At 71.0% G+C, this 22,800-nt stretch carries 19 protein-coding genes and 2 pseudogenes; 8 read left to right on the forward strand and 13 right to left on the reverse strand.

Translation table 11 applies throughout. The annotated features are described in order from the left end of the window. Nucleotides 1-100: 100 nt before the first annotated feature. The gene (locus tag OG588_RS17045) at nt 101-3,403 is read left to right on the forward strand and encodes a S8 family serine peptidase (protein ID WP_405948038.1); all 3,303 of its coding nucleotides are present in this window, start codon (nt 101-103) and stop codon (nt 3,401-3,403) included. Nucleotides 3,404-3,459: 56 nt separating this feature from the next. On the opposite strand, the gene OG588_RS17050 is transcribed toward OG588_RS17045, so the two are convergent. Both OG588_RS17050 and OG588_RS17055 read right to left on the reverse strand, forming a co-directional pair. Further along, entirely contained in the window at nt 3,460-4,236 is a 777-nt protein-coding gene (locus OG588_RS17050) for a hypothetical protein (RefSeq protein ID WP_405948039.1), read from the reverse strand. Nucleotide 4,237: 1 nt separating this feature from the next. Next, the gene (locus tag OG588_RS17055; protein WP_405948040.1) at nt 4,238-4,759 is read right to left on the reverse strand and encodes a sigma-70 family RNA polymerase sigma factor; all 522 of its coding nucleotides are present in this window, start codon (nt 4,757-4,759) and stop codon (nt 4,238-4,240) included. A gap of 217 nt (nt 4,760-4,976) precedes the next feature. Here OG588_RS17055 and OG588_RS17060 point away from each other — a divergent pair, with 217 nt between their 5' ends. Continuing rightward, nucleotides 4,977-5,993, forward strand: coding sequence for an aspartate-semialdehyde dehydrogenase (locus tag OG588_RS17060; protein WP_405948041.1), 1,017 nt, complete (start codon nt 4,977-4,979; stop codon nt 5,991-5,993). Nucleotides 5,994-6,217: 224 nt separating this feature from the next. Here the strand turns inward: OG588_RS17060 and OG588_RS17065 are convergent, their stop codons facing one another. Then, nucleotides 6,218-6,691, reverse strand: a complete 474-nt coding sequence (locus tag OG588_RS17065; protein WP_405948042.1) for a DUF1203 domain-containing protein — start codon at nt 6,689-6,691, stop codon at nt 6,218-6,220. A 112-nt stretch (nt 6,692-6,803) separates the two neighbouring features. Between OG588_RS17065 and pepN the strand changes: the two genes are divergently transcribed. After that, on the forward strand, nt 6,804-9,377 hold the full coding sequence (pepN, locus tag OG588_RS17070) for an aminopeptidase N (protein WP_405948043.1): 2,574 nt from the start codon (nt 6,804-6,806) through the stop codon (nt 9,375-9,377). Nucleotides 9,378-9,436: 59 nt separating this feature from the next. On the opposite strand, the gene OG588_RS17075 is transcribed toward pepN, so the two are convergent. The 3 genes from OG588_RS17075 to OG588_RS17085 form a co-directional block, all read right to left on the reverse strand. Next, the gene (locus OG588_RS17075) at nt 9,437-10,195 is read right to left on the reverse strand and encodes an SDR family NAD(P)-dependent oxidoreductase (protein ID WP_405948044.1); all 759 of its coding nucleotides are present in this window, start codon (nt 10,193-10,195) and stop codon (nt 9,437-9,439) included. A 93-nt stretch (nt 10,196-10,288) separates the two neighbouring features. After that, nucleotides 10,289-11,605, reverse strand: a complete 1,317-nt coding sequence (locus OG588_RS17080) for a sigma-70 family RNA polymerase sigma factor (protein WP_405948045.1) — start codon at nt 11,603-11,605, stop codon at nt 10,289-10,291. A gap of 19 nt (nt 11,606-11,624) precedes the next feature. After that, a complete protein-coding gene (locus OG588_RS17085; RefSeq protein ID WP_405948046.1) occupies nt 11,625-12,569 on the reverse strand; it encodes an EamA family transporter in 945 nt (314 codons plus the stop codon). Between the two features lie 145 nt (nt 12,570-12,714). On the opposite strand from OG588_RS17085, the gene OG588_RS17090 reads away from it, so the two are divergent. After that, entirely contained in the window at nt 12,715-13,209 is a 495-nt protein-coding gene (locus OG588_RS17090) for a MarR family winged helix-turn-helix transcriptional regulator (protein ID WP_019063165.1), read from the forward strand. A gap of 19 nt (nt 13,210-13,228) precedes the next feature. Here the strand turns inward: OG588_RS17090 and OG588_RS17095 are convergent. From OG588_RS17095 to OG588_RS17110, 4 genes and pseudogenes are all read right to left on the reverse strand, one after another. Then, nucleotides 13,229-13,534 (reverse strand): annotated as a pseudogene (locus OG588_RS17095) (FAD-dependent oxidoreductase); the annotation flags it as partial. A 127-nt stretch (nt 13,535-13,661) separates the two neighbouring features. Next, a complete protein-coding gene (locus OG588_RS17100; protein ID WP_019063162.1) occupies nt 13,662-13,943 on the reverse strand; it encodes a hypothetical protein in 282 nt (93 codons plus the stop codon). Nucleotides 13,944-14,019: 76 nt separating this feature from the next. After that, nucleotides 14,020-16,191 (reverse strand): 4-alpha-glucanotransferase, encoded by a 2,172-nt coding sequence (malQ, locus tag OG588_RS17105; RefSeq protein ID WP_405948047.1) that lies wholly within the window; start codon nt 16,189-16,191, stop codon nt 14,020-14,022. Next, on the reverse strand, nt 16,192-16,515 hold the full coding sequence (locus OG588_RS17110; protein ID WP_405948048.1) for a hypothetical protein: 324 nt from the start codon (nt 16,513-16,515) through the stop codon (nt 16,192-16,194). Between the two features lie 185 nt (nt 16,516-16,700). Between OG588_RS17110 and OG588_RS17115 the strand changes: the two genes are divergently transcribed. The 3 genes from OG588_RS17115 to OG588_RS17125 are packed head-to-tail and all read left to right on the forward strand — an operon-like array spanning nt 16,701 to nt 19,278. Then, nucleotides 16,701-17,234: a PadR family transcriptional regulator gene (locus tag OG588_RS17115; protein WP_405948049.1), complete on the forward strand. Its 534-nt coding sequence runs from the start codon at nt 16,701-16,703 to the stop codon at nt 17,232-17,234. Beyond that, nucleotides 17,231-17,929, forward strand: a complete 699-nt coding sequence (locus tag OG588_RS17120) for an ABC transporter ATP-binding protein (RefSeq protein ID WP_405948050.1) — start codon at nt 17,231-17,233, stop codon at nt 17,927-17,929. Before OG588_RS17115 ends, OG588_RS17120 begins: the two co-directional genes overlap by 4 nt. Further along, on the forward strand, nt 17,926-19,278 hold the full coding sequence (locus OG588_RS17125) for an ABC transporter permease (protein WP_405948051.1): 1,353 nt from the start codon (nt 17,926-17,928) through the stop codon (nt 19,276-19,278). The genes OG588_RS17120 and OG588_RS17125 overlap by 4 nt, the downstream gene beginning before the upstream one ends. A gap of 83 nt (nt 19,279-19,361) precedes the next feature. Here the strand turns inward: OG588_RS17125 and OG588_RS17130 are convergent, their stop codons facing one another. Next, entirely contained in the window at nt 19,362-19,898 is a 537-nt protein-coding gene (locus OG588_RS17130) for an HNH endonuclease (protein ID WP_019063156.1), read from the reverse strand. A gap of 324 nt (nt 19,899-20,222) precedes the next feature. Here OG588_RS17130 and OG588_RS17135 point away from each other — a divergent pair, with 324 nt between their 5' ends. Then, the gene (locus OG588_RS17135) at nt 20,223-21,320 is read left to right on the forward strand and encodes a mechanosensitive ion channel family protein (protein WP_405948052.1); all 1,098 of its coding nucleotides are present in this window, start codon (nt 20,223-20,225) and stop codon (nt 21,318-21,320) included. A gap of 370 nt (nt 21,321-21,690) precedes the next feature. Here the strand turns inward: OG588_RS17135 and OG588_RS17140 are convergent. Together OG588_RS17140 and OG588_RS17145 are read right to left on the reverse strand one after the other, a co-directional pair. Beyond that, nucleotides 21,691-22,179 (reverse strand): annotated as a pseudogene (locus tag OG588_RS17140) (GNAT family N-acetyltransferase); the annotation flags it as partial. A 259-nt stretch (nt 22,180-22,438) separates the two neighbouring features. Further along, nucleotides 22,439-22,714: a hypothetical protein gene (locus tag OG588_RS17145; protein ID WP_405948053.1), complete on the reverse strand. Its 276-nt coding sequence runs from the start codon at nt 22,712-22,714 to the stop codon at nt 22,439-22,441. Nucleotides 22,715-22,800 lie beyond the last annotated feature (86 nt).

Genomic DNA, 22,800 nt, shown 5'->3' on the forward strand with positions numbered 1-22,800 from the left:
TACGTTCATAGCGTTTCGGTCAACACTTCCCAAACAACCGTCCCTTGGGTAAAGCTGTGCCCTCGTCCGGCACTGGATTCTTCACCTACAAGGGATGCCGATGACCCTCTCCCACCAGAGACGCGTGGCCCGAATATCCGTGGCCGCCGGTCTCGTCGCCGCGCTCTCCGCGGCCGGGCCCATACCCATGGCCTTCTCCGCCGACGCACCGTCCGCGACCACACCCGCGGACGGCACGGTCAAGTCCGCCGCCGCCAAGCTCGGTTCGGACGACGCCGATCTGCTCGCCACGGCCAAGGCCGACGGCGACAAGAACATCACGATGATGATCGCCACCGCGCCGGGCGCGACCGAGCAGGTCGCCCAGCAGCTGGACGCGGTCAAGGGCGGCGCCGTGGGCCGCACCTACGACAAGCTCGGCTACGTCCGTGCCACCGTCCCGACCGGCAAGGCGGACTCGGCGATCGCCGCCGCCGCGAAGCTGTCCTCGGTGCAGGCCATCGACCTGCGGCAGGAGATCGCCCTCGACGATCCGACGCCGAGCGCGGACACCGCGACGGGCGCCAAGAGCGCCAACAAGGCCACGGCGACGACCACTTACCCCGCGCCGAGCAAGAGCACCCCCGCCGAGAACCCGTACAACCCGTCCTTCGAGACGGGCGCCGTCGACTTCGTGAAGAAGAACCCGAAGGCGGACGGCCGCGGCATCACCATCGGCATCCTCGACTCCGGCGTCGACCTCGGCCACCCGGCGCTGCAGAAGACCACCACCGGTGAGCGGAAGATCGTCGACTGGGTCACCTCGACCGACCCGGTCAACGACGGCGACGGCACCTGGCGGCAGATGACCAAGGCGGTCTCCGGCCCGTCCTTCTCCATCACCACGACCACCCAGGGCACCGAGGCGTTCAAGGCCCCCGCGGGCGACTACAAGTTCAGCTACATGTACGAGTCCGCGACCGCCGGCGGTGACGAGAAGGGCGACCTGAACCGGGACGGTGACACCACCGACGCCTGGGGCGTGCTGTACGACCCGGCCGCCGGCACCGTTCGCGTCGACCTGAACGACAACCTCGACTTCACCGACGACACTCCGATGAAGCCGTACAAGGACAGCTTCCAGATCGGCTACTTCGGGACGGACAACCCGGCGACCGACGTCGTCGAGCGCGTCCCGTTCGTCGTCGAGATCCGCAAGGACGTCGTCTACAACGCGTCCGGCGCGAAGGCGGACTACGTCAACATCGGTGTCATCGAGTCCGAGCACGGCACGCACGTCGCCGGTATCACCGCGGCCAACGGCCTGTTCGGCGGCAAGATGAACGGTGAGGCGCCGGGCGCGAAGCTCGTCTCCTCGCGCGCCTGCACCTGGACCGGTGGCTGCACCAACGTGGCGCTCACCGAGGGCATGATCGACCTCGTCGTCAACCGCGGTGTCGACATCGTCAACATGTCGATCGGCGGCCTGCCCGCGCTGAACGACGGCAACAACGCGCGCGCCGCGCTGTACACGCGCCTCATCGACACCTACGGCGTGCAGCTGGTGATCTCGGCCGGCAACTCCGGTCCGGGCGCCAACACGATCGGCGACCCCGGCCTGGCCGACAAGGTGATCTCCGTCGGCGCCTCGATCTCGAAGCAGACCTGGGCCGCCAACTACGGCTCCCAGGTGGCGACTTCGTACCAGCTGCTGCCGTTCTCCTCGCGCGGTCCGCGTGAGGACGGCGGCTTCACGCCGACGCTCGTCGCGCCCGGCGCCGCGATCAACACCACCCAGACCTGGCTGCCGGGTTCCCCGGTCCCCGAGGCGGGTTACACGCTGCCGGCCGGCTACTCGATGCTCCAGGGCACCTCGATGGCCTCCCCGCAGGCGGCGGGCGCCTCGGCGCTGCTGCTGAGCGCCGCGAAGCAGAAGAACATCGCCCTCACCCCGGCGACCCTGCGCACGGCGCTGACCTCAACCGCCGATCACATCAAGGGTGTTCAGGCGTACGAGGAGGGCGCGGGCCTCATCAACATCGTGGACGCGTGGAAGTCCATCAAGGACGGCGCGAGCGCCCACGAGTACACGGTGAAGGCTCCCGTCGACACCGCGATCGACTACGCGCTCAAGACGCCCGGCTTCGGCACCGGTCTCTACGACCGCGAGGGCGGCCTCAAGGCCGGCGCGAAGAAGACGTACGACATCACCATCACGCGAACCACCGGTGCGGACAAGGCCGTTCGGCACGAGCTGCACTTCGAGAACAACGCCGGTGACACCTTCAAGGTCGTCGGCTCGGACGAGGTCAAGCTCCCGCTGAACCAGCCGGTGACGGTCAAGGTGCGGGCGGCGCCCAGGAGTTCGGGCATCAAGAGCGCGATCCTTGAGGTCGACGACCCGAAGACCGAGGGCGTCGACAAGCAGGTCCTGACGACGGTCGTGGTCTCCTCGCCCGTCAACTACACCTACTCCACTGCGAGTTCGGTGCAGCGCAACAGCACGCAGTCGTACTTCGTGACCGTCCCCGAGGGCGCCAAGGCCTTCGAGGTCGCGATCAGCGGGCTGAAGGACAAGAGCCAGACGCGGTTCATCTCGATCCACCCGTACGGCGTTCCGGTCGAGGACACCGGCACCCCGTACTGCTACAACAACTACCTGAACGGCAACGGCTGCAAGCCCGACGTGCGGTCGTACGCCGACCCGCAGGCCGGCGTCTGGGAGATCGAGGTCGAGGCGCGCCGCACCTCGCCGCTGCTCGACAACCCGTACAAGCTGGACGCCACCGTCCTCGGCGCGGCCTTCGACCCGGAGACCGTGACCGTGCCCGAGGCGAAGGTCGGCGTCCCGGCCACCGCCTCCTGGAAGGTGACGAACAACTACGCGGCGCTGGACGGCACGTTGAAGGGCGGCCCGCTCGGCTCCTCGCTGACCACGCGGCCGACCATCACCGAGGGCGTCACCCAGACCACCACGGTCGAGGTGCCCGCGGGCGCCACCTCCCTGGACGTCGCCATCGGCAACGTCTCGGACACGGCGGCGGACCTGGACCTGACCGTGTACAACTCCGCCGGGACGGCCGTCGGCCAGTCGGCGGACGGCGACTCGGAGGAGGCGGTCTCGATCGCCAACCCGGCCGCCGGCACCTACACGGTCGAGGTCGCGGGCTACTCGGTGCCGTCCGGCTCGACCGCGTACGACTACCGGGACGTGTTCTTCTCCCCGGCGCTCGGCACGGTCACCGTCGGCGACTCGACGCCGGTGAAGCTCGCCACGGGCGCCTCGGCGACCGTCTCGGGCAGTGTCACCGCCCTGGCCCCGGCTCCTGAGGGACGCGAGTTCTTCGGCCAGGTCCAGCTGGTCAACGCGCGCGGCACGGTCGCGGGCCTGGGCAGCGTGAAGATCGAGAAGGTCACGTCGTAGCCATCCATACGACGTGAAGGGGCGGGCGTCCGTACGGGCGCCCGCCCTTCTCGCTGTCAGCCGGTCGGGCAGGTGGTGGTGCCGGGTCCGGCCAGCGCCTCGACGATCGCCGCACTGTCCGTGGCGACCGCGTCGTCGCCGACGGCCCAGAGGGTCGCCGTGTCCGAGCCCTTCGGGACCCCGACCAGCACGTGCTGCCCCTGGCGCGGCGCCGGCTGCGCCCCCGCGGCCAGCACGACCGTGACGTCGGCCGGGCCGTGGGCGGGCCGGTAGGAGCGGGTGACGGCGAGCGTGATGCGTTTGCGGGGGTCGGAACTCGGCTGCACCTCGGTCACCGTCCCCTCCACAAGGAGGCGGGAGCAGGCCACGTACAGCTCCGGGTCGGACAGCGCGCCCGGGGTCGCGGAGCCGTTCGCCGGCGCCGAACCGACGCTGGACTTCGCCTCCTGGTCCGCGCTGCTGCTGGAGTCGGCGGTCACACCCCCGTTGTGCGCGACCAGCCAGGCGAGCCCGGTGATCATCGCGGCGACGACCGCCGTCGCGAGCGTGCCGAAGGCGAGGGCGCGCAGGCCGCGGTGGCGCCGTGGGGCCGGGCGGAGCGAGCTCACCGGCTTCGGCGCGGGCTCGGGTTGCGATTCCGGCTCCGGTTCCGGTTCGGAGAGCGCGAGCCCGATGATCCCCAACTGCTCCCGCAACAGCGCCACATCGGCTGTGGCGGCCCGGTGCTCGGCCATGAAGGCGGCGTCCGCGAGCGCCGCTTCCGGCAGCGGCTCGTCCGTGATCGCGGCCAACAGCGCGTCCACGCCGTCGTATTGATTCCGCTCCGCGGTCACGTCACACCACCTCGTCCTCGTGCAGGCGGTCGCGCAGGGCGCGGACCGCGGAGTGCAGCCGGCTCTTGACCGTGCCTTCCGGGATGCCGAGTTCCTCGGCGATCCCGCGCACGGGCAGGTCGGCGAAGAACCGCAGGACGAGGACCTGGCGGTGCTGGTCCGGCAGTTCGTCCAGGCCCTGTGCCACCGCGAGGGACAGGACGCTCGTGTCCTCGCCGGAGGGATGCTCCAGCTGGCGCAGGGAGGCCAGCCGCTCCCCCACCCGCTCCTGACGGCGCTTGGCCCGGTGCCAGTCCATGGCGAGGTTCGAGGCGACGACCGCCGCCCACGCCGAGACGTCGCGCGGCGCCTCGTCGCCCTTCGCCGCCCGCTCCAGCAACCGCAGCCGTACCTGCTGGACGCCGTCCGGCAGATCCGCCTGCGGTACCCCGCCGAGCGCGAGCACCGCCCGCACCCGCCGTTCCTGGGCCGCGTCCAGAGGATCGTCGCCCTCCTGGACCCGGCGGGCCTTTCTGCGCAGCACAAGCCACCCCCTCACCGCGTTTCCTCTACGACGCCGGAGCGCCCGGAAACGTTCGGCGGGGCCCGGAAACGTTCGGAGGCGTACGTCACACCGGCCGGGCGGCGTCCCATTCCTCGGGCATGCGCGGCAAAGAATTGGACAGGCGCACCAGGATCGGCAGGATGATGGAAAAGCCGCAGACACGCACGGATGCGTACGGACACATGAGGGAGTCGTTGTGAGGGTCGGAATCGTCGGAGCCACCGGTCAGGTCGGCACGGTCGTGCGCAGGATCCTTGTCGAGCGGGACTTCCCGGTCGACGAGCTGCGCCTGTTCGCCTCGGCCCGTTCGGCGGGGACGGTCCTGGACGGCGTGACGGTGGAGGACGCGTCGAGTGCCGACTACTCCGGCCTCGACATCGTCATCTTCTCAGCGGGCGGCGCGACCTCGAAGGCGCTGGCCGAGAAGGTCGCCTCGCAGGGCGCTGTCGTCATCGACAACTCCTCCGCCTGGCGCAAGGACCCGCAGGTCCCGCTGGTCGTCTCGGAAGTGAACCCGCACGCGATCATCGACCGCCCCAAGGGCATCATCGCCAACCCGAACTGCACGACGATGGCCGCGATGCCGGTCCTGAAGCCGTTGCACGCGGAGGCGGGGCTTGAGGCGCTGATCGTCGCCACGTACCAGGCGGTGTCCGGTTCCGGGGTGGCCGGTGTGGCCGAGCTGCACGGGCAGGCGCTGAAGGTCGTCGCCGACGCGGACAAGCTCACGCACGACGGCGGCGCGGTCGACTTCCCCGAGCCGCAGGTCTACAAGCGCCCCATCGCCTTCAACGTGCTCCCCCTCGCGGGTTCGATCGTCGACGACGGCCTGAACGAGACCGACGAGGAGCAGAAGCTCCGCAACGAGTCCCGCAAGATCCTGGAGATCCCCGACCTGAAGGTCTCCGGCACCTGCGTCCGCGTCCCGGTCTTCTCCGGCCACTCCCTCCAGGTCAACGCCCGTTTCGCCCGCCCGATCCCGGTCGAGCGCGCGACGGAGCTGCTCGGCGGCGCCCCCGGTGTGGCCCTCTCCGACATCCCGACCCCCCTCCAGGCGGCCGGCCAGGACCCGTCCTACGTCGGCCGCATCCGCGCGGACGAGACGGTCGAGCACGGGCTGGCCCTGTTCATCTCCAACGACAACCTCCGCAAGGGCGCTGCGCTGAACGCGGTGCAGATCGCGGAGCTGGTGGCGGCGGAGCTCAAGGGCTGACGCCGGGAGTTCATTCGCCCCCGCCGCCCCTACCCGTCCCATCCTCAAGGGGCTCCACCCCTTCGACCCCGTTCCGGGGGCCAGCCCCCGGACCCCCGCTCCTCAAACTCCCCAAGGGGCTGAAGTCGACCCCGGCCGGGGTCTGATCTTTCAGCCCGTCCGGCGTTTGAGGACGAGGCCGTTCAGGCCGAAGCGGGGGTCTGGGGGCGGCAGCCCCCAAGGCGCTACGCCCTGCGCACCTCGAAGAAGAAGCACCCGTACTCCACCGCCCTGATGTGGACGAGGACCACCGACGGGTCGGAGAAGGCCCTGCGGATGGCCTCGTCGTCGAGGGGGTCGACCAGCTCGCCGCCGAGGATGTGCCCCTCGGCCGAGTAGCGGCGCAGCACCCGGTGGGCGTTCGCGAAGGGGTACCCGGAGCCGGCCGCAGGCCCCCCGCACTCCTCCGCGTGGATGAACACCGGCCCCTGCTCGTCGTACGCCCCGGGCTCGGCGCCCGTTTCCGCAGCCCAGCGCCGCAGCGGGGCGTAGGAGATCAGGGCGATCCGCTCACCCTGCTCGCTGCGGCGCAGGCAGCAACGGAGCGGAGCGCCGCCTTCCTCATCGAGTGCGGGAACCATTCGGCGTCCCGCATCGTCAGCAGAGCGCAGCTCCTTCAGGACCGTGGGGTCGATGGGTCGTGCCGTGTACGTCGTCATGACTCCAGGCTCGCGCTCGTCCGCCCCGCTGACCGGCGGGATACGGACATCGCGTTCGGGTCAGGTCCCGTGGAAGGATGGCGCAACCCACACATAACGAGGAGATGACCGCGTGCCTGGCACAAACCTGACTCGCGAAGAGGCGCGGCAGCGGGCAACGCTGCTCACCGTTGACTCGTACGAGATCGATCTCGACCTCTCCGGCGCGCAGGAGGGCGGGACCTACAGGTCCGCGACGACGGTGCGCTTCGACGTGACGGAGGGCGGCACCGAGTCCTTCATCGACCTGATCGCCCCGGCCGTCCACGAGGTGACGCTGAACGGCGACCCGCTCGACCCCGAGGAGGTCTTCAAGGACTCGCGGATCGCCCTGGCCGGGCTGCTGGAAGGGCCGAACGTCCTGCGGGTCGTCGCCGACTGCGCTTACACCAACACCGGTGAGGGGCTGCACCGGTTCATCGACCCCGTCGACCAACAGGCGTACCTCTACACCCAGTTCGAGGTGCCGGACGCGCGCCGCGTGTTCGCCAGCTTCGAGCAGCCCGACCTCAAGGCCACCTTCCAGTTCACCGTGAAGGCGCCCTCCGGCTGGACCGTCATCTCCAACTCCCCGACGCCCGAACCCCGGGACGACACCTGGGTGTTCGAGCCGACGCCGCGCATCTCGACGTACATCACCGCGCTCATCGTCGGGCCGTACCACTCCGTGCACAGCGTGTACGAGAAGGACGGGCAGAGCGTGCCGCTGGGCATCTACTGCCGGCCCTCGCTCGCCGAATTCCTCGACTCGGACGCCATCTTCGAGGTCACGCGGCAGGGATTCGACTGGTTCCAGGAGAAGTTCGCCTACCAGTACCCCTTCAAGAAGTACGACCAGTTGTTCGTCCCGGAGTTCAACGCGGGCGCGATGGAGAACGCCGGTGCCGTCACCATCCGCGACCAGTACGTGTTCCGGTCCAAGGTGACCGACGCCGCGTACGAGGTGCGGGCAGCCACGATCCTGCACGAGCTGGCCCACATGTGGTTCGGCGACCTGGTCACCATGGAGTGGTGGAACGACCTGTGGCTGAACGAGTCGTTCGCCACCTACGCGGAGGCCGCCTGCCAGGCGTACGCCCCCCAGTCGCGCTGGCCGCACTCCTGGACGACCTTCGCCAACTCCATGAAGACCTGGGCCTACCGGCAGGACCAACTGCCCTCCACCCACCCGATCATGGCCGAGATCAACGACCTCGACGACGTGCTGGTCAACTTCGACGGCATCACGTACGCCAAGGGCGCGAGCGTGCTCAAGCAGCTCGTCGCGTACGTCGGCATGGACGAGTTCTTCGCGGGCGTGCAGGCGTACTTCAAGCGGCACGCGTACGGCAACACCCGCCTGTCCGACCTGCTCGGCGCGCTGGAGGAGACCTCCGGGCGTGATCTGAAGACCTGGTCGAAGCTGTGGCTGGAGACGGCCGGCATCAACATCCTGCGTCCGGAGATCGAGACGGACGCGGACGGCGTCATCACCGCCTTCGCGATCCGGCAGGAGGCCCCGGCGCTCCCCGAGGGCGCCAAGGGCGAGCCCACGCTGCGCCCGCACCGCATCGCCGTCGGCCTGTACGAACTCGACGAGGACACCGGCAAGTTGGTGCGCGACGAGCGCGTGGAGCTGGACGTGGACGGCGAACTCACCGCCGTACCGCAGCTGGTGGGCAAGCGTCGTCCGGACGTGGTGCTGCTCAACGACGACGACCTGTCGTACGCGAAGGTCCGCCTCGACGAGCAGTCCCTCGCGTTCGTCACCGAGCACCTCGGCGACTTCGAGTCCTCGCTCCCCCGCGCCCTGTGCTGGGCCTCGGCCTGGGACATGACCCGCGACGCCGAACTCGCCACCCGCGACTACCTCTCCCTCGTCCTGTCGGGCATCGGCAAGGAGTCGGACATCGGTGTCGTGCAGTCGCTCCAGCGGCAGGTGAAGCTGGCGATCGAGCTGTACGCCGACCCGGCCACCCGCGACGCCCTGCTCACCCGCTGGACCGACGCCACGCTGGCGCACCTGCGTTCCGCCGAGGCGGGCAGCGACCACCAGCTGGCCTGGGCGCGGGCGTTCGCGGCGACCGCGCGCACCCCGGAGCAGGTGGACCTGCTGGACTCCCTGCTGGACGGCGGTACGACGATCGAGGGTCTGGCCGTCGACACCGAACTGCGCTGGGCGTTCGTCGAGCGGCTCGTGGCGGTCGGGCACTTCGACGAGGAGGACATCGCCTCCGAGCACGAGCGGGACAAGACGGCCGCCGGTGAGCGCCACGCGGCGACCGCCCGTGCCGCCCGCCCGACCGAGGAGGCGAAGGCGGAGGCCTGGGCGCAGGTCGTCGAATCCGACAAGCTCCCCAACGCCCTTCAGGAAGCGGTGATTTCGGGCTTCGTCCAGACCGACCAGCGCGAACTGCTGGCGCCGTACACGGAGAAGTACTTCGCCACCGTCAAGGAGGCCTGGGACACCCGTTCGCACGAGATCGCCCAGCAGATCGCGGTCGGCCTCTACCCGTCGATCCAGGTCTCCCAGGACACCCTGGACCGCACGGACACCTGGCTGACGACCGCCGAGCCCAACGCGGCCCTGCGCCGCCTGGTCTCGGAGTCCCGCTCGGGCGTGGAGCGCGCGCTGAAGGCCCAAGCGGCGGACGCGGCCGCTTCGTAGTCACTTCTTCTACGGCCATGAGGGCGCCCGGCGTGAAGCCGGGCGCCCTTCGTCGTCCCTCAGCCCGGGAACATCCCGCCCGTGACATTCACGAACGTGCCCGTGATGCTCGCCGCGTGGTCCGAGGCGAGGAACACGGCGGTCGCGGTGATCTCGGCGAGGGTGGGGTTGCGGCGGGTCATGCGCAGGCTGGAGAGGTGGTCCAAAATCCCCTGGATCGCGGCCTCGTTGAGGTCGGGGTTGACCTTGCCCAGCTTCTCGATCGTGAGCGTCTCGGGGATGCCGGCGGCCCACAGGCCGACCGCACGCACCCCGCGCGGGCCCAGCTCCATCGCCAGGTTGCGCACCAGGCTGTCGGTCGCCGCGTCGGCGGGACCGGTGCCGCCCATCATCGGACTGCCGTGCGCGGAACCGCTGTTGAGGGTGAGGACGACACCGGAGCCGCGCTCGGCCATGCGGCGGGCGGCGGCGCGTGCGGTGATGAAGTTGGCGCGGGTGCCGTTGAGAACGGGCCGCAGGAAGTCGTCGACGGGCATCTCGGTGATCGGCATGCCCTGCACATCACCGCGCGAGACGAGGTTGAAGGACACGTCCACGTCCCCGACACGGGCGAGGTGTTCCGTGACGGCGCTCTCGTCGAGGGCGTCGACGACAGCGACCTCGGCGTCTTTGATGTCACTGGCCACAGCCTCCAGCGTCTCCCGAGTGCGTCCCACGAGGTGCACGCGGGCCCCCTCGGCGGCGAAGGCACGGGCGACCGCACCGCCGATCGAGCCGCCGGCGCCGTAGATGACCGCGGTCTTGTCGGTGAGCAGCATGGTGAACTCCTTGTGGGTCGAGATGTACGTGTCGTTCGTGTCGGCAGTACAGACGCACAAGGAACCGACCACTCATCGCTCACCGCCTGTCGTTCACAACCGCAGGGGGAGTCCGAAGGCCGGGAACAGGTGCGGTTCGAAGGACGTGATCTCGGCGATCCGGTCGTCGGCGTCGAAGCGCAGCACGTCGAGAACCTGGGCGCGGTAGACGGTCGTACCGGGGCGGCGGACGTAACCCCCGGCCGCGAGCTGCCCGTTGGCGCGGGCGGGGAGGTGGCGCCAATGGCCCAGGAACATGGGCGAGTTGGCGTCGAGGCTCACACTAAGGAACTCCACGAGCGCGTCGCGGCCGGTGAACCAGAACGGGTTCGGCGGCATGGTGAGGGTGACGTCCTCGCTGAGCAGCGCGGCGACCTCGGACAGGTCGAGGCGTTCGGCGGCGGCCATGTACCGCTTGACCAGGGTGCGTTGGTGCTCGGTGGGCCCGTCGGCCGTCCAGTCCGCACGCCGGCCGGGCAGCCGGTCGCGCAGGGTGGGGCGGGCGCGTTGCAGCGCGCTGTTGACCGAGGCCACGGTCATGTCGAGGGCCTCGCCGGTCTCGACGGCGGTCAGCCCGAGCACGTCCCGCAGCACCAACACCGCGCGCTGGCGCGGCGGGAGATGCTGGACGGCGGCCAGGAAGACCAGTTCGAGGGTCTCGCGGGAGACCGCGGCGGCCTCCGGCTGCTCCTCGGCGGAGGGCAACTCGTCGTCGGGGTAGGGCTGTAGCCACGTGATGCGCGCGGGTACCTCCCCGCCGCCGTGGTTCATGCCGGGCAACGGTTCGTAGCGCTTGGGGCGGCGGGCCGTACGGCGCTGGAAGTCCAGGCAGGCGTTGGTGGCGATGCGGTACAGCCAGGTACGGGCACCGGCCCGCCCCTCGAAGGTGTCCCGGGCCCGCCAGGCCCGCAGGAAGGTCTCCTGGACCAGGTCCTCGGCATCGTCGTAGGACCCGGTCATGCGGTAGCAGTGGACCTGGATCTCCCGGCGGTGGGACTCGACGAGGGCGGCGAAGTCCCCTTCGTCGAGCGGGACTTCCGCACGGGCGGGGACTTCCGTAACGGGTACGTGAGTGACGGATTCCTGAGCGGTGTCCCGCGCCGTCCGCGCCACCCGCCGCAGCCGCGCGACGGACGACGACAGTTCCGTCACTCCGGAGTAGAAGACGGAGGGCGGCTGCGGCACCAACTCCTCGACCTGGCGCCCGATCTCCTTGATCAGCCCGTCGACTCCGACCCCGCCACCACCGCCCTGCCGCTCCCGGTAGGCCTTCTGTCGGCAGGCGGCGGAGCAGTACACGGAGCGCCGACCGGTACGGCCGGCCCGTGCGGTGAGCGGCTTGCCACAACTGGGGCAGGACTCTTCGGCCACGAGCGCCTCCGGCGTTGCGTCAAGAGGATTGCGTTACGGGTGCCGCGTCACGGCATTCCGTCACACCGTTCCCGCGTGACGCTACCCCCCGAACGAGAACACGAGGGGTACGCGTACCGATCTGCCCGAACACCGTCGCCCCGAACGCCAACGCCATCCCGGCCACCTGCACCGGCGTGAGCGCCTGCCCGAGCGCCGCCCACCCGACGACGGCCGCGGTCAGCGGGGAGAGCGGCCCGAGGAAGGTGACCTGGGTCGCGGTGAGCCGGCCGATGCCGCGGAACCAGAGCCAGTACGCGATCGCCGTGTTCGCCAGCGCGAGGTACAGGTAGCCGCCGATCGCCCGGCCGTCGAGCGCGGGCGGCGCCCCCTCGACCAGGAAGGCGACGGGGGCTATCAGCAGGCCGCCCGCGGTGAGCTGCCAGGCGGTGAGGGCGAGCGGGCCGACGCCGTCGGGGCGGCCCCACCGCTTGGTCAGTACGGTGCCGGTGGACATGGAGGCGGTGGACGCGAGGGCCGCGAGCACGCCGACCGGGTCGAGGGCTCCGGCCGCCTTCAGTACGACGAGACTGACGCCGAAGGCCGCGACGGCGCCGGTGAGCACGCTCCGGGCCGTCGGCCGCTGTCCCAGCAGGCCTGCCGAGAGGCCCACGACGATCAGCGGCCCGACCGAGCCGACGACCGCCGCCATGCCGCCGGGGAGCCGGTACGCGGACAGGAACAGCAGCGGGAAGAAGGCGCCGATGTTCAGCGCGCCGAGCACCGTCGCCTTCCACCACCAGGCACCGCGCGGCAGCACCCGGGCGAGCGCGAGGAGCACCAGACCGGCGGGGAGGGCGCGCATCAGCCCCGTGAAGAGCGGGCGGTCGGGCGGGAGGAACTGGGTGGTGACGGCGTAGGTGGTGCCCCAGGAGATGGGGGCGAGGGCGGTGAGGGCGGCCGTCAGGGCCGGGCGACTGGCCATGGGAGACGCGCCTTTCAGCAGGGGCCGGCGGAGGTCGAAGTAGGTCGACGGTGATTAGCTTACCGCTAAGCAACTTAGCGTCAAGCCACTGACTCGTGATCCACTTTCTTGCGACCGACCGGCTGACCGGCGGATACTCGACCCCATGAACGACAAGGACCCCGTCGACGCGATCGTCGAGCAGTGGGCGGCGGTGCGGCCCGACCTCGACACCGCCGCGATGGAGGTCTTCGGGCGGATCTTCCGGCTCTCCCGGGCCATGGGCGACCGCATGGAGAAGGCGTACGTGCCGTACGGCATCTCGCGCGGCGAGTTCGACGTCCTCGCGACCCTGCGCCGGGCCGGTGAGCCGTACACCCTCTCGCCGCGCGAGCTCTCGGCGACGCTGATGCTCACCACCGGCGGCATGACCGGCCGCCTCGACAAACTGGAACGGGCCGGCCTGCTCCGCCGCTCCCCCGACCCGCACGACCGCCGGGGCCTACAAGTCACCCTGACGGAGAAGGGGTTGGCGCTCATCGACGAGGCGGTCGGCTCCGGGCTCGCGACGCAGACGGCGGCCCTCTCCGGCCTCGACGCCGAACAGGCCGGCCAACTGGCCGACCTGCTCAGGAAGTTGCTGACCTCGACGGAGCGATAGCCGCTCCCGGCGGGTCCGTTCAGGCGACGAGCCGCTTCAGCGGCAGGCCCTTTCCGCCGACGTGCTCGGCGAGGGCCGCCTCGATCGCGGCCGGGTCGGCGGTGTCCGCGGCCCAGGCCACGTAACCGTCGGGGCGCACCAGCAGAGCCGTACGGCGGTCGCTCGCCCAGTGCTCCACGGCCAGCCGGTTGCGGCGGTCGCCCTTCACCTCGTGGGCCGTCGTGGCGTGGGTCTTCGGGGTGACGAGCACGAACCGGCCGCCGCGCAGCGCCTCGTAGAGGCGGCCGCCGTCGGCGAGGGTCACGTCCGGGACGCGGGTGCCGGTCTGCAGCGTTATCTGACGGCACCGAGCCCGTGAGAGGACATGCCGGCGGACAACATGCCGGAGGACATGGCAAGGGCGCCCGCCTCACCGCAGTGGGTGAAGCGGACGCCCTCCAAAAAACGTGAGGTCAGACCTTGGCGTCGACGGCCGTGCCGGACTTCGTCCCGGACTTGGCCTTCGGCGCGCGGTCCTTGGACTTGTCCAGCGCCATGACCAGGCCCGCGATGACCGCGAACAGGCCGAGCGGGATCAGGACATAGAGCCCCAGCGTGTCGGCGACGCTCAGGCCGTGGCCCGGGCTGTCACCGTCGTCGCGGGCGAGCGCGAGCGCGGGGGACGTCATGAGCAGCATCATCAGCGTCGTACCGGCAGCCAGGGCGCCGGCGCGCAGGGCGTTCTTCTTGTCCACACCGCAAAAGTAGCGAACGTCCGAACGAGCCGCGCGCCCGGGGTGCCGTATGGGGGCCGTAGGGGACGTAGAGACCTCACGGCCCCCCTTCTTCACGGCCCCCCTTCTTCACCGCCCCCGAAGCCGACCCCGCGTCTTGCGCGTCTTGCGCGCCCTCCCCCAACCCCACCCGCAACACATCCACCAGCGCGTGCAGCCGCGGCGAAGCGGCCAGTTCCTCCAGCGTCACCGGCCGTCCCTCCGCATCGGCAATGGGCAGGCGCCAGTTCGGGTACTGGTCCCACGTGCCGGGCAGGTTCTGCGGACGCCGGTCGCCGACGGTGTCCGGGAGCCAGACGCCGATCATCCGGGCCGGGGTGCGGAGCAGGAAACGGTGGACGGCGTGGATCTCGGCCTCCTCCTCGGACGCGGGCCGGCCGCCGCCCTCGGCGTGTTCGTAGAGGCCGAGCCGGGACAGCAGCGCCAGCCACTCCCCCACATCTGTGGCGGACTCGATCCGCTCCTCCTCCACCGGCCGCGTCAACAGGCCGAGCCGGTCGCGGAGTTCGACGTGTTCGCCGGTGAGCCGGGCCGCGGTGGGCGGCAGGTCGTGGGTGGTGGCGGTGGCGAGGCAGTCGGCCCGCCAGCTCTCCGGCGCGAGCGGCCGGCCGTCGCCCTCCCAGTCCCGCTCGAACCACAGCACCGACGTGCCGAGCACCCCGCGCTCCTGCAGCGTCTCGCGCACACCCGGTTCTACGGTCCCCAGGTCCTCGCCGATCACCACCGAACCGGCGCGGGATGCCTCCAGCGCGAGGATCGCGAGCATGGCCTCGGCGTCGTAGCGGACGTAGGTGCCCTCCGTGGGCGGGTGCCCCTGCGGGACCCACCAGAGGCGGAACAGGCCCATGACGTGGTCGATGCGCAGGGCGCCGGCATAACGGAAGAGCGCGCGGAGCAGGCGGCGGTACGGGGCGTAGCCCGACTCGGCCAGGCGGTCGGGGCGCCACGGGGGCAGACCCCAGTCCTGGCCGAGGGAGTTGAAGGCGTCCGGGGGTGCGCCGACCGACATGCCGGCCGCGAAGTACCGCTGTTGGGCCCAGGCGTCGGCACCGTCGGGATGCACCCCGACGGCGAGGTCGTGCACGACACCGATCGGCATGCCCGCGTCCCGTGCTGCCCTCTGGGCGGCGGTGAGTTGGTCGTCGGTGAGCCAGGCGAGGCGGCAGTGGAAGTCGACGCGGTCCATCAACTCGGCGCGGGCACGGGCGGTTTCGGGCGAGCGCGGGTCGCGCAGGGCGGCCGGCCACTCCCGCCAGTTCGAGCCGTGCACCTCGGCGAGGGCGTACCAGGTGGCGTGGTCCTCCAGCGCCTCGCCCTCGCGGGCGAGGAAGTCGACGTAGGCGGCCCGTCGTCCGGGGCCGAGGGGGACCTCGCGGACGATTTCCAGCGCCTCCCGCTTCAGCTCCCACACGGCGTCGCGGTCGATCAACGCGTCCTTCTCCAGGACGGATTCACGCAGCCGCACGGCCTGTGAGAGGAGTCCGCGCAGCTGCTCCCGCTCACTCTCCTCGACGTACCCGAACTCGGGGATGTCCTCGACCCGCAGATACACCGGGTCGGGGAAGCGGCGCGAGGAGGGCCGGTACGGCGACGGGTCGGTGGGCGCGCCCGGCACGGCCGCGTGCAGGGGGTTGACCTGGACGAACCCGGCGCCGAGCGATCGCCCGGCCCAGGCGGTGAGTTCACCCAGGTCACCGAGGTCGCCCATGCCCCAGGAGTGCTGGGAGAGGAGGGAGTAGACCTGCACCATCAGCCCGTACGACCGCCCGGTGGGCGTGGGCAACCGGTCCGGGGCGATGACGAGTTGGGCCTCGGCGCTGCGGCCGTCCGGCGCGGTGGCGGTCAAGTGGTGGACGCCGACCGGGAGTTGCCCGGCGCTCGCCCGCGACTCGCCCTGCTCGGTGTCGATGTGCAGCACGGTGCCTTCGGGCAGCGCGTCGAGTGCGGCGGGTGTACCGCCGTACCGGCCCACGACGGTGGGCGGCAACAGCCTTTCGGCCAGCTCCTGTTGGCGGGCGGCGAGCGCCGCGGCGGTGGCCCGCGGGGTGCTCGCGTCGACGCCGAGGGCGGCCAGCGCGGCGACGACCGCGACGGCCGAGGCGGGGACCGCGCGGTCCGGGGAGGGGCTGTAGGCGGTGGCGACGCCGTGCAGTTCGGCGAGCCGGGACAGGTCCTCGCCGAGGGTGTCCGCCGGCCGGGGTGCGGTCATCTAGGGCCTCGTCGGGTCCGGGTCGGCGAAGGGGGCGATCGCACCGCTCATCGGGTCGTCGAACGCGACGGTCTCGCTGGTGAGCGGCGCGTCCATGGTGGCGGACTCGCTGGTGAGCGGGGTGGCGTCGGCGAGCGGGGGCTCGCTGGTGAGGGGTTCGGCGTCGGACAGCGGCGGTTCGCTGGTCAGCGGGGTCTCGGCCCAGGCGCCTTCGGAGTCGACGAAGAACAGGTCGGGGGCGAGATCGGGGGCGAGGTCGGCGCGCGGCTCCGGGGTGCGTTTGGAGCGGGCCGGGCGCGGAAGCGATGCCGATGCTGCGGCCACGGGGGCCTCCTTCTTGTCCTGTCGGGCGTGCGGGCGGGTCACCGCAGCCCTACCCAGTGGGCGCGACGGCAGACCTCCAGGTTGGAGTACAGGTGGCACTGCGGCCACTCCCACCCCCCACTCCCCGCAATTCTCCTGCTGATCACTATTCACTCAGTACATGTACATGATGCATACTGAGCGCCATGAGCACCCGCCACATCCTGCTGGGCCTGCTCGCCGGAGGACCGAGCCACGGCTACGACCTCAAGCGACGCCACGACGAACGTTTTCCGCAGGCCCGCCCGCTGGCCTACGGGCAGGTCTACACAACCCTGCAACGCCTGGTCCGGGACGGCCTCGCGGAGGTCGACGGCACCGGCTCGGACGGCGGCCCGGAGCGCACGGCGTACCGCTCCACGGGGGACGGTTCGCGTGAACTCGCCCGCTGGGCGGGGGAGATCGCGCCGCCCGCGCCCTTCGTGACGAACGAGATCTTCGCCAAGGTCGTCGTCTCGATCCTGGCCGACGGCGACCCGGAGGCGTATCTGCGGGCCCAACGCGCCGCCCACATGGAGCGGATGCGGGAACTCACGGCGGTCAAGACCGCCAAGGGCAGCGACCTGGCGACCGTGCTCTCGGCGGACTACGCCCTCAACCACCTTGACGCGGACCTCCGTTGGATGGCGACGACGGCGGCCCGGCTGACCACTCTGACCGCGGAGGTCGACACAGCATGAGCAACCAGGGGGACACCTCGGTGCCGCTTCTCGCGGCCCGTGACCTCGTCAAGACGCACGGCAGGACCAGGGCGCTGAGCGGCGCCTCGGCCGAGCTGCGCGCCGGCGAGATCCTCGCCGTCACAGGGACCAGCGGCAGCGGGAAATCGACCCTTCTCCACTGCCTGGCCGGGATCGTCCGCCCCGACGAGGGGACGGTGACGTACGCGGGGGAACGGCTGGACGAGCTGCCCGAGAAGCGGCTCAGCAAGCTGCGGCGCACCGAGTTCGGGGTGGTCTTCCAGTTCGGCCAGCTGATACCGGAGTTGACGGCCGTCGACAATGTCGCGCTGCCGCTGCTGCTCGCGGGCGCCTCGCGTACGAACGCCCGGGCCACCGCAGGGGAGTGGCTGGAGCGGTTCGGGGTGCGCGGACAGGACGAGTCGCGGCCGGGCGAGTTGAGCGGCGGCCAGTCCCAACGGGTCGCGCTCGCCCGGGCGTTGGTCACCGCCCCGAGGATCGTCTTCGCGGACGAGCCGACGGGCGCGCTGGACTCCCTGGCGAGCGAGCAGGTGATGACGGCCCTGGTCGGCACGGCCCGCGAGTCCGGTACGGCGGTCCTGCTGATCACCCATGACGCGCAGGTCGCGGCGTACGCGGACCGCGAGATCCGGCTGACGGACGGGACCGTGGCGACGGCGGGGGTGGCCGCGTGAACACGTTCCTCGCCGATCTGCGGCTGGCCTGGCTGCTGACCCGGGGTTCCGACCGGCGGGAGTGGTGGCGGGTCGGGCTCACGGCGTTCGGGGCCGCGCTGGCGACGGGGATCGGACTGGCCGTCGTAGCGCTGCAGTCGTTGGACGGGTTCTACGCCGTGTCCTTCGGGTCCGGGCTGTTCGACTCCCCCAGTGACCGGCGGAACGTGAGTCTGGCGCTCGGGCTGCTGCTGATCCCGGTGCTCGGGTTTCTCGGGCAGTGTGCGCGGATCGGGGCGGTGCACCGGGACCGGCGGCTGGCCGCGCTGCGGCTGGCGGGGGCCGCGCCCGGGCAGGTGCGGCGGATCGCGGCGCTGGAGTCGGGGCTCGCGTGCCTGGCCGGTGCGGTGGTGGCGACGGCGGCCGTCGTACCGCTGCTGCCGTCGCCCGCCACGGACTGGGCCGGTGTCGTCCTGGTCGCCGTGGCCGTGCCGGTGCTGGGCGCGGGCGTGAGCGCGGTGGCGCTGCGCCGGGTGGTGGCGGATCCGCTGGGCCGGGTGCGGCGGGTGCGGCCGGTGCGGGGGCCGGGGCGGTTGTTCGGCACGACGACGCGACTGCTGGCGGTGACGGCGGCGGCGATCGCGCTGACCCCGGTCTTCGGCAGCCCCGTCTCCTTCGGCCTCGGCCCCGTGACGGTGCTCGTCCTGGCCGTACTGATCAGCCTGATCGCGATCTGGCTCTCCGGCGCCTCGTCCCGCCAACTGGGTGAGGGCTTCGCGGCCGGCACCTCCCGCCCCGCCCTGTTGATCGCGGCGGAACGGATGCGCGAGGACCCCTGGTCGACCGCCCGCACCCATGCGGCGCTGCTGCTGGTGACGGTCGTCGGCTCGGGCTTCGCGGGCGTACGGCAGGTCCTGCTCGCGGACCTGGAGGACATGCGCCGCAGAGGCCACCTCGGTACGCGCATGTCCTACTACACGACGGGCATCGACCTCACGGCCGCCGCGATCCTCGTCGCCTTCGCGCTCGTCCTGGCCGCCCTGGCCGTGGGCACCGCCGAGTCCCTCGCCACCCGGCGCCGGGGCCTGGCCGCGCAGGCGGCGGCCGGGGTGCCGCACGTCGTACTGGCCCGCGCGCTTCTCCTGGAGACCGCGCTGCCGCTGTTCCCGGCGATCGCGGTGGCGGGCCTCGGCGGCACGGCGATCAGCTTCTGGTACGGCGCCGCCGTCTCCAGGCACACGGACGTGCCGGTGCCGTACACCGCGCTGCTGGTACCGGTCGGCGTGTACGCGGCCTGCGTGCTGGCAGCCGCTACATCACTGCCGCTGCTACGGCGGTCGGTGCGGCCGGGCGAGCTGCGGTACGCATGACCGTCCGCCCCGGCAGCACGGGGGGCTGCCGGGGCGGACGACTCCGTACCGCCGTACATGGGCGTACACAAAAGCCCGGATCGTCAGGCGGAGATGCCGTCGATCCGGGCCATCGCGTCCTCCGCGCCGTACGGCTGCAAGTACGGCAGCCAGCGCGGGTCCCTATGACCTGTCCCGATGATGCGCCAGGCCAGGCCGGTGGGTGGGGCGGGTTTGTGGCGCAGCCGCCAGCCGATCTCGAAGAGATGTCGGTCGGCCTTCGTGTGGTTGCAGCGGCGGCAGGACGCCACCACGTTGTCCCAGACGTGCTTGCCCCCGCGGCTGCGCGGAATGACATGGTCGACGCTGGTTGCGACGCCACCGCAGTACATGCACCGGCCCCCGTCGCGCGCGAAGAGCGCCCGGCGGGTGAGAGGAACGGGCCCCCGATAGGGAACCCGTACGAATCGCTTGAGCCGGACCACGCTGGGTGCGGGGACTGTGACGGTCGCGCTGTGCATAAAGGCGCCGGATTCCTCAAGGGAGACTGCCTTGTTCTCCAGGACGAGGACGAGCGCGCGGCGGAGCGGTACGACGCCGAGTGGCTCGTACGACGCGTTGAGGACCAGGACATGCGGCACGGATGCCTCCTTGTGCGTCGGCGGCGCGTGGCTCGCGCCGGGACGATCTGTAGTCAGTCTCCCCTCATGCCTGGTGGAAGCGCCACCATGTCCCGGTAACGGGCTGGGAGTGTTTTCGACCACATGTGATGCGGGGCTGGGACGGGTGTGGGTTCGTCCCACCTGTTCTTTCCCAGCCCGGCGCGGCCTCTCCCCCGAACACGGCAACGATCCACACACAATGCCCCGATAGTGTGGTGGGCCTGCCCTCTTGGTGACCTATTCGTGACCTTGCCCCTGTCGGACCATGCCGGAGGGCGGACGCAGCACCTGGAGGTACCTGCCGTGTCCTTGTCCGCCGTCCTACTGGCCGCCGCTTCGCCGTCGCCGTCTCCGAGCCCTTCGGGGACGGCGGTGACCGTGCCCTCGCTCCAGGACGCCCAGGAGAGCGCGACCAACGCCGCCAGCTGGGTGGAGCAGAACTGGTCCACATGGCTGGCGATAGGTCTCCGGGTACTGCTGATCGTGGTGATCGCGGCGGTGCTGAGAATGACGGTGCGGCGGGCGATCACCAAGCTGATAGACCGGATGAACCGCACGGTCGAGTCGGTGGACGGCACGGCGCTGGGCGGCCTGCTGGTCAACGCGGAACGCCGCCGCCAGCGCTCACAGGCGATCGGCTCGGTCCTCCGCTCGGTGGCATCGTTCGTGATCCTCGGCACAGCCGCGCTGATGGTGCTGGCGACCTTCGAGATCAACCTCGCCCCGCTGCTCGCCTCCGCCGGTGTCGCGGGCGTGGCGATCGGTTTCGGCGCCCGCAACCTCGTCACGGACTTCCTCTCCGGCGTCTTCATGATCCTTGAGGACCAGTACGGCGTCGGCGACCAGATCGACGCGGGGGTCGCCTCCGGCGAGGTCATCGAGGTCGGCCTCCGCGTGACCAAGCTCCGCGGCGCCAACGGCGAGATCTGGTACGTCCGCAACGGCGAGGTCAAGCGCATCGGCAACCTGTCGCAGGGCTGGGCCACGGCGGGCGTGGACGTGACGGTGAAGGCGTCCGAGAACCTGGACCGGGTGAAGGTCACGCTCGACTCCGTCACGGAGAAGATGAGCAAGGAAGAACCCTGGAACGAGCTGCTCTGGGGCCCGATCGAAGTCCTCGGCCTGGACAGTGTGTTGATCGACTCGATGGTCGTCCGGCTCTCCGCCAAGACCATGCCGGGCAAGTCGGTGACCGTGGAGCGCGAGCTGCGATGGCGGGTGAAGCGGGCCTTCGACGAGGCGAACATCCGGATCGTCGGGGGTGCGACCGCGGATCCGGTGGACGACGTGGCGGATCCGACGGAGGCGGTCGCGGCGCCTTCGGTGTACTCGAACTCGGATTCGCCTCAGGTGGCCAATACCTCGCCGCTTTCTTCGCAGCGGGGGTCGGGGACGCGGTAGGCGTACGGGGAGTTGAGCCCGAGGCCACGCCTCAACTCCCCGCCCGCTCCGCCCGCTCCGCCCCCGTAGCGAAGAACCGCCCCACATACTCACCGGCCGGCAACCCGCTCTCCCGCATGAGCGAGAAGACCTCGGCGCCCTCCCCCGGCTCGTCGAACATCCGGTACGCCTCGGCGAAGTCGGCGTACTCGACGGTGCCGAGGTCGGCGCAGTACTCGTGCGCCTCCAACTCCCCACGGCTGATCGCCTCGCCGAGCGAGCGGGCCCGCCACAGGGTCAACCGCTCTTCGTAGACGCCGAGTTCGCGGTGCCGGAAGACGCACCGGACGCCGTACCAGGACAGTTCACTCGTACTCATCGGGATCGCGTCGGCCCAGGTGATCTCGAAGTATCTGACGCGTTCGTCCTGTCCGGCCGGCAGCATGCCCGCCGCCAGCATGACGTGCTGGGACGCGATGTTGTCGTGGTCGGCGTCGCCCTTCACGCATGCGGCTCCGTGTGCCCGCGCGAGCTGCAGCAGTTCGCGGAGGGCTTCGGAGGCGTAGCCCTGGCCCTGGGCCGACGGGATGACGCCGTAGCCGATCGTGACGCTGCCGTTCGTGTCCGGGGGTCCGCGGAAGCCCAGGCCGCCGATCGCCCGACCGTCCTCTCGGCGCCGGATCTCGTAGTTGCCGAACGGCTGGGGATCACCGGTGCTCGCACAAGTGCCCAGGAAGCGCCGGGCGGCGAACACGTCCCCGCCGGTGGGGTATCCGGGCGCCCACCGGTCACCGCTGTCCGGCTCGCCCGCGACCACTCGCTCGGCTTCGCCGACGGTCATCGGGTGCAGCACGAGCCGCTCTGTCACAAGATCAGTCATGGGAGGGAGGAGTATCACGCGGGGCGACCGGACCGCACGGGGATTGTCGGTGACGCCGCACCGATCAAGGCGCACGGCGTTCTCCAAGTACGGTGTCAGGTCGCGGGGTTGGGCCAGGGGGTCGCGGTCTCGGCGGGCGGGTCGTAGTCGACGCCGGTCGTAGTCGACGCCGGTCATGGCGAAGCCGGTCATGGCGAAGCCGTAGAGACGCCGGACTTCGCCGGTGAACCGGTCGAGGTCCGCGAGGTCGGAGGTGGTGTCAGTGGTGGTCTCGGTGGTGGTCCCCCTGGTGCCCTGTCGCCAGCGTTCGGCGGTCTGGGTCTGGGTCTGGGTCTGGGTCTGGGTCTGGGTCTGGGTCTGGGACGTCGTCGGACAGCTCCCAGGTGTCCAGGCGGACCCGGCCCTCGTCGTCCAGGACCAGGTCGGTGGTGCCGGTCAACTGGTCCCGCAGTTCGGCGCGTTGGCCGGCCGGGGAGATGAGCCGCTCGCCGGGCACAGCGCGCAGCAGACTGACGTACAGGGCGATGCGCGGCACACGGTCCGAGGCGGCGAACTCCCTCGGGGGTGTCCCGGGGGAGTTCGCCGCAGCCTGTCCAGCGCCCGGTTGCCGGCGGGCGAGAC

The organism is Streptomyces prunicolor (assembly GCF_045162825.1).
Classification (GTDB): domain Bacteria; phylum Actinomycetota; class Actinomycetes; order Streptomycetales; family Streptomycetaceae; genus Streptomyces; species Streptomyces prunicolor.

What these genes read in the sequence shown, in the direction of transcription:
- OG588_RS17090 (WP_019063165.1), top strand. Translation starts at nt 12,715, where the DNA reads ATGAACGACAAGGACCCCGTCGACGCGATCGTCGAGCAGTGGGCGGCG.
- malQ (WP_405948047.1), bottom strand. Translation starts at nt 16,191, where the DNA reads ATGACCGCACCCCGGCCGGCGGACACCCTCGGCGAGGACCTGTCCCGG.
- OG588_RS17075 (WP_405948044.1), bottom strand. Translation starts at nt 10,195, where the DNA reads ATGCTGCTCACCGACAAGACCGCGGTCATCTACGGCGCCGGCGGCTCG.
- OG588_RS17085 (WP_405948046.1), bottom strand. Translation starts at nt 12,569, where the DNA reads ATGGCCAGTCGCCCGGCCCTGACGGCCGCCCTCACCGCCCTCGCCCCC.
- OG588_RS17120 (WP_405948050.1), top strand. Translation starts at nt 17,231, where the DNA reads ATGAGCAACCAGGGGGACACCTCGGTGCCGCTTCTCGCGGCCCGTGAC.
- OG588_RS17115 (WP_405948049.1), top strand. Translation starts at nt 16,701, where the DNA reads ATGAGCACCCGCCACATCCTGCTGGGCCTGCTCGCCGGAGGACCGAGC.
- OG588_RS17045 (WP_405948038.1), top strand. Translation starts at nt 101, where the DNA reads ATGACCCTCTCCCACCAGAGACGCGTGGCCCGAATATCCGTGGCCGCC.
- OG588_RS17065 (WP_405948042.1), bottom strand. Translation starts at nt 6,691, where the DNA reads ATGACGACGTACACGGCACGACCCATCGACCCCACGGTCCTGAAGGAG.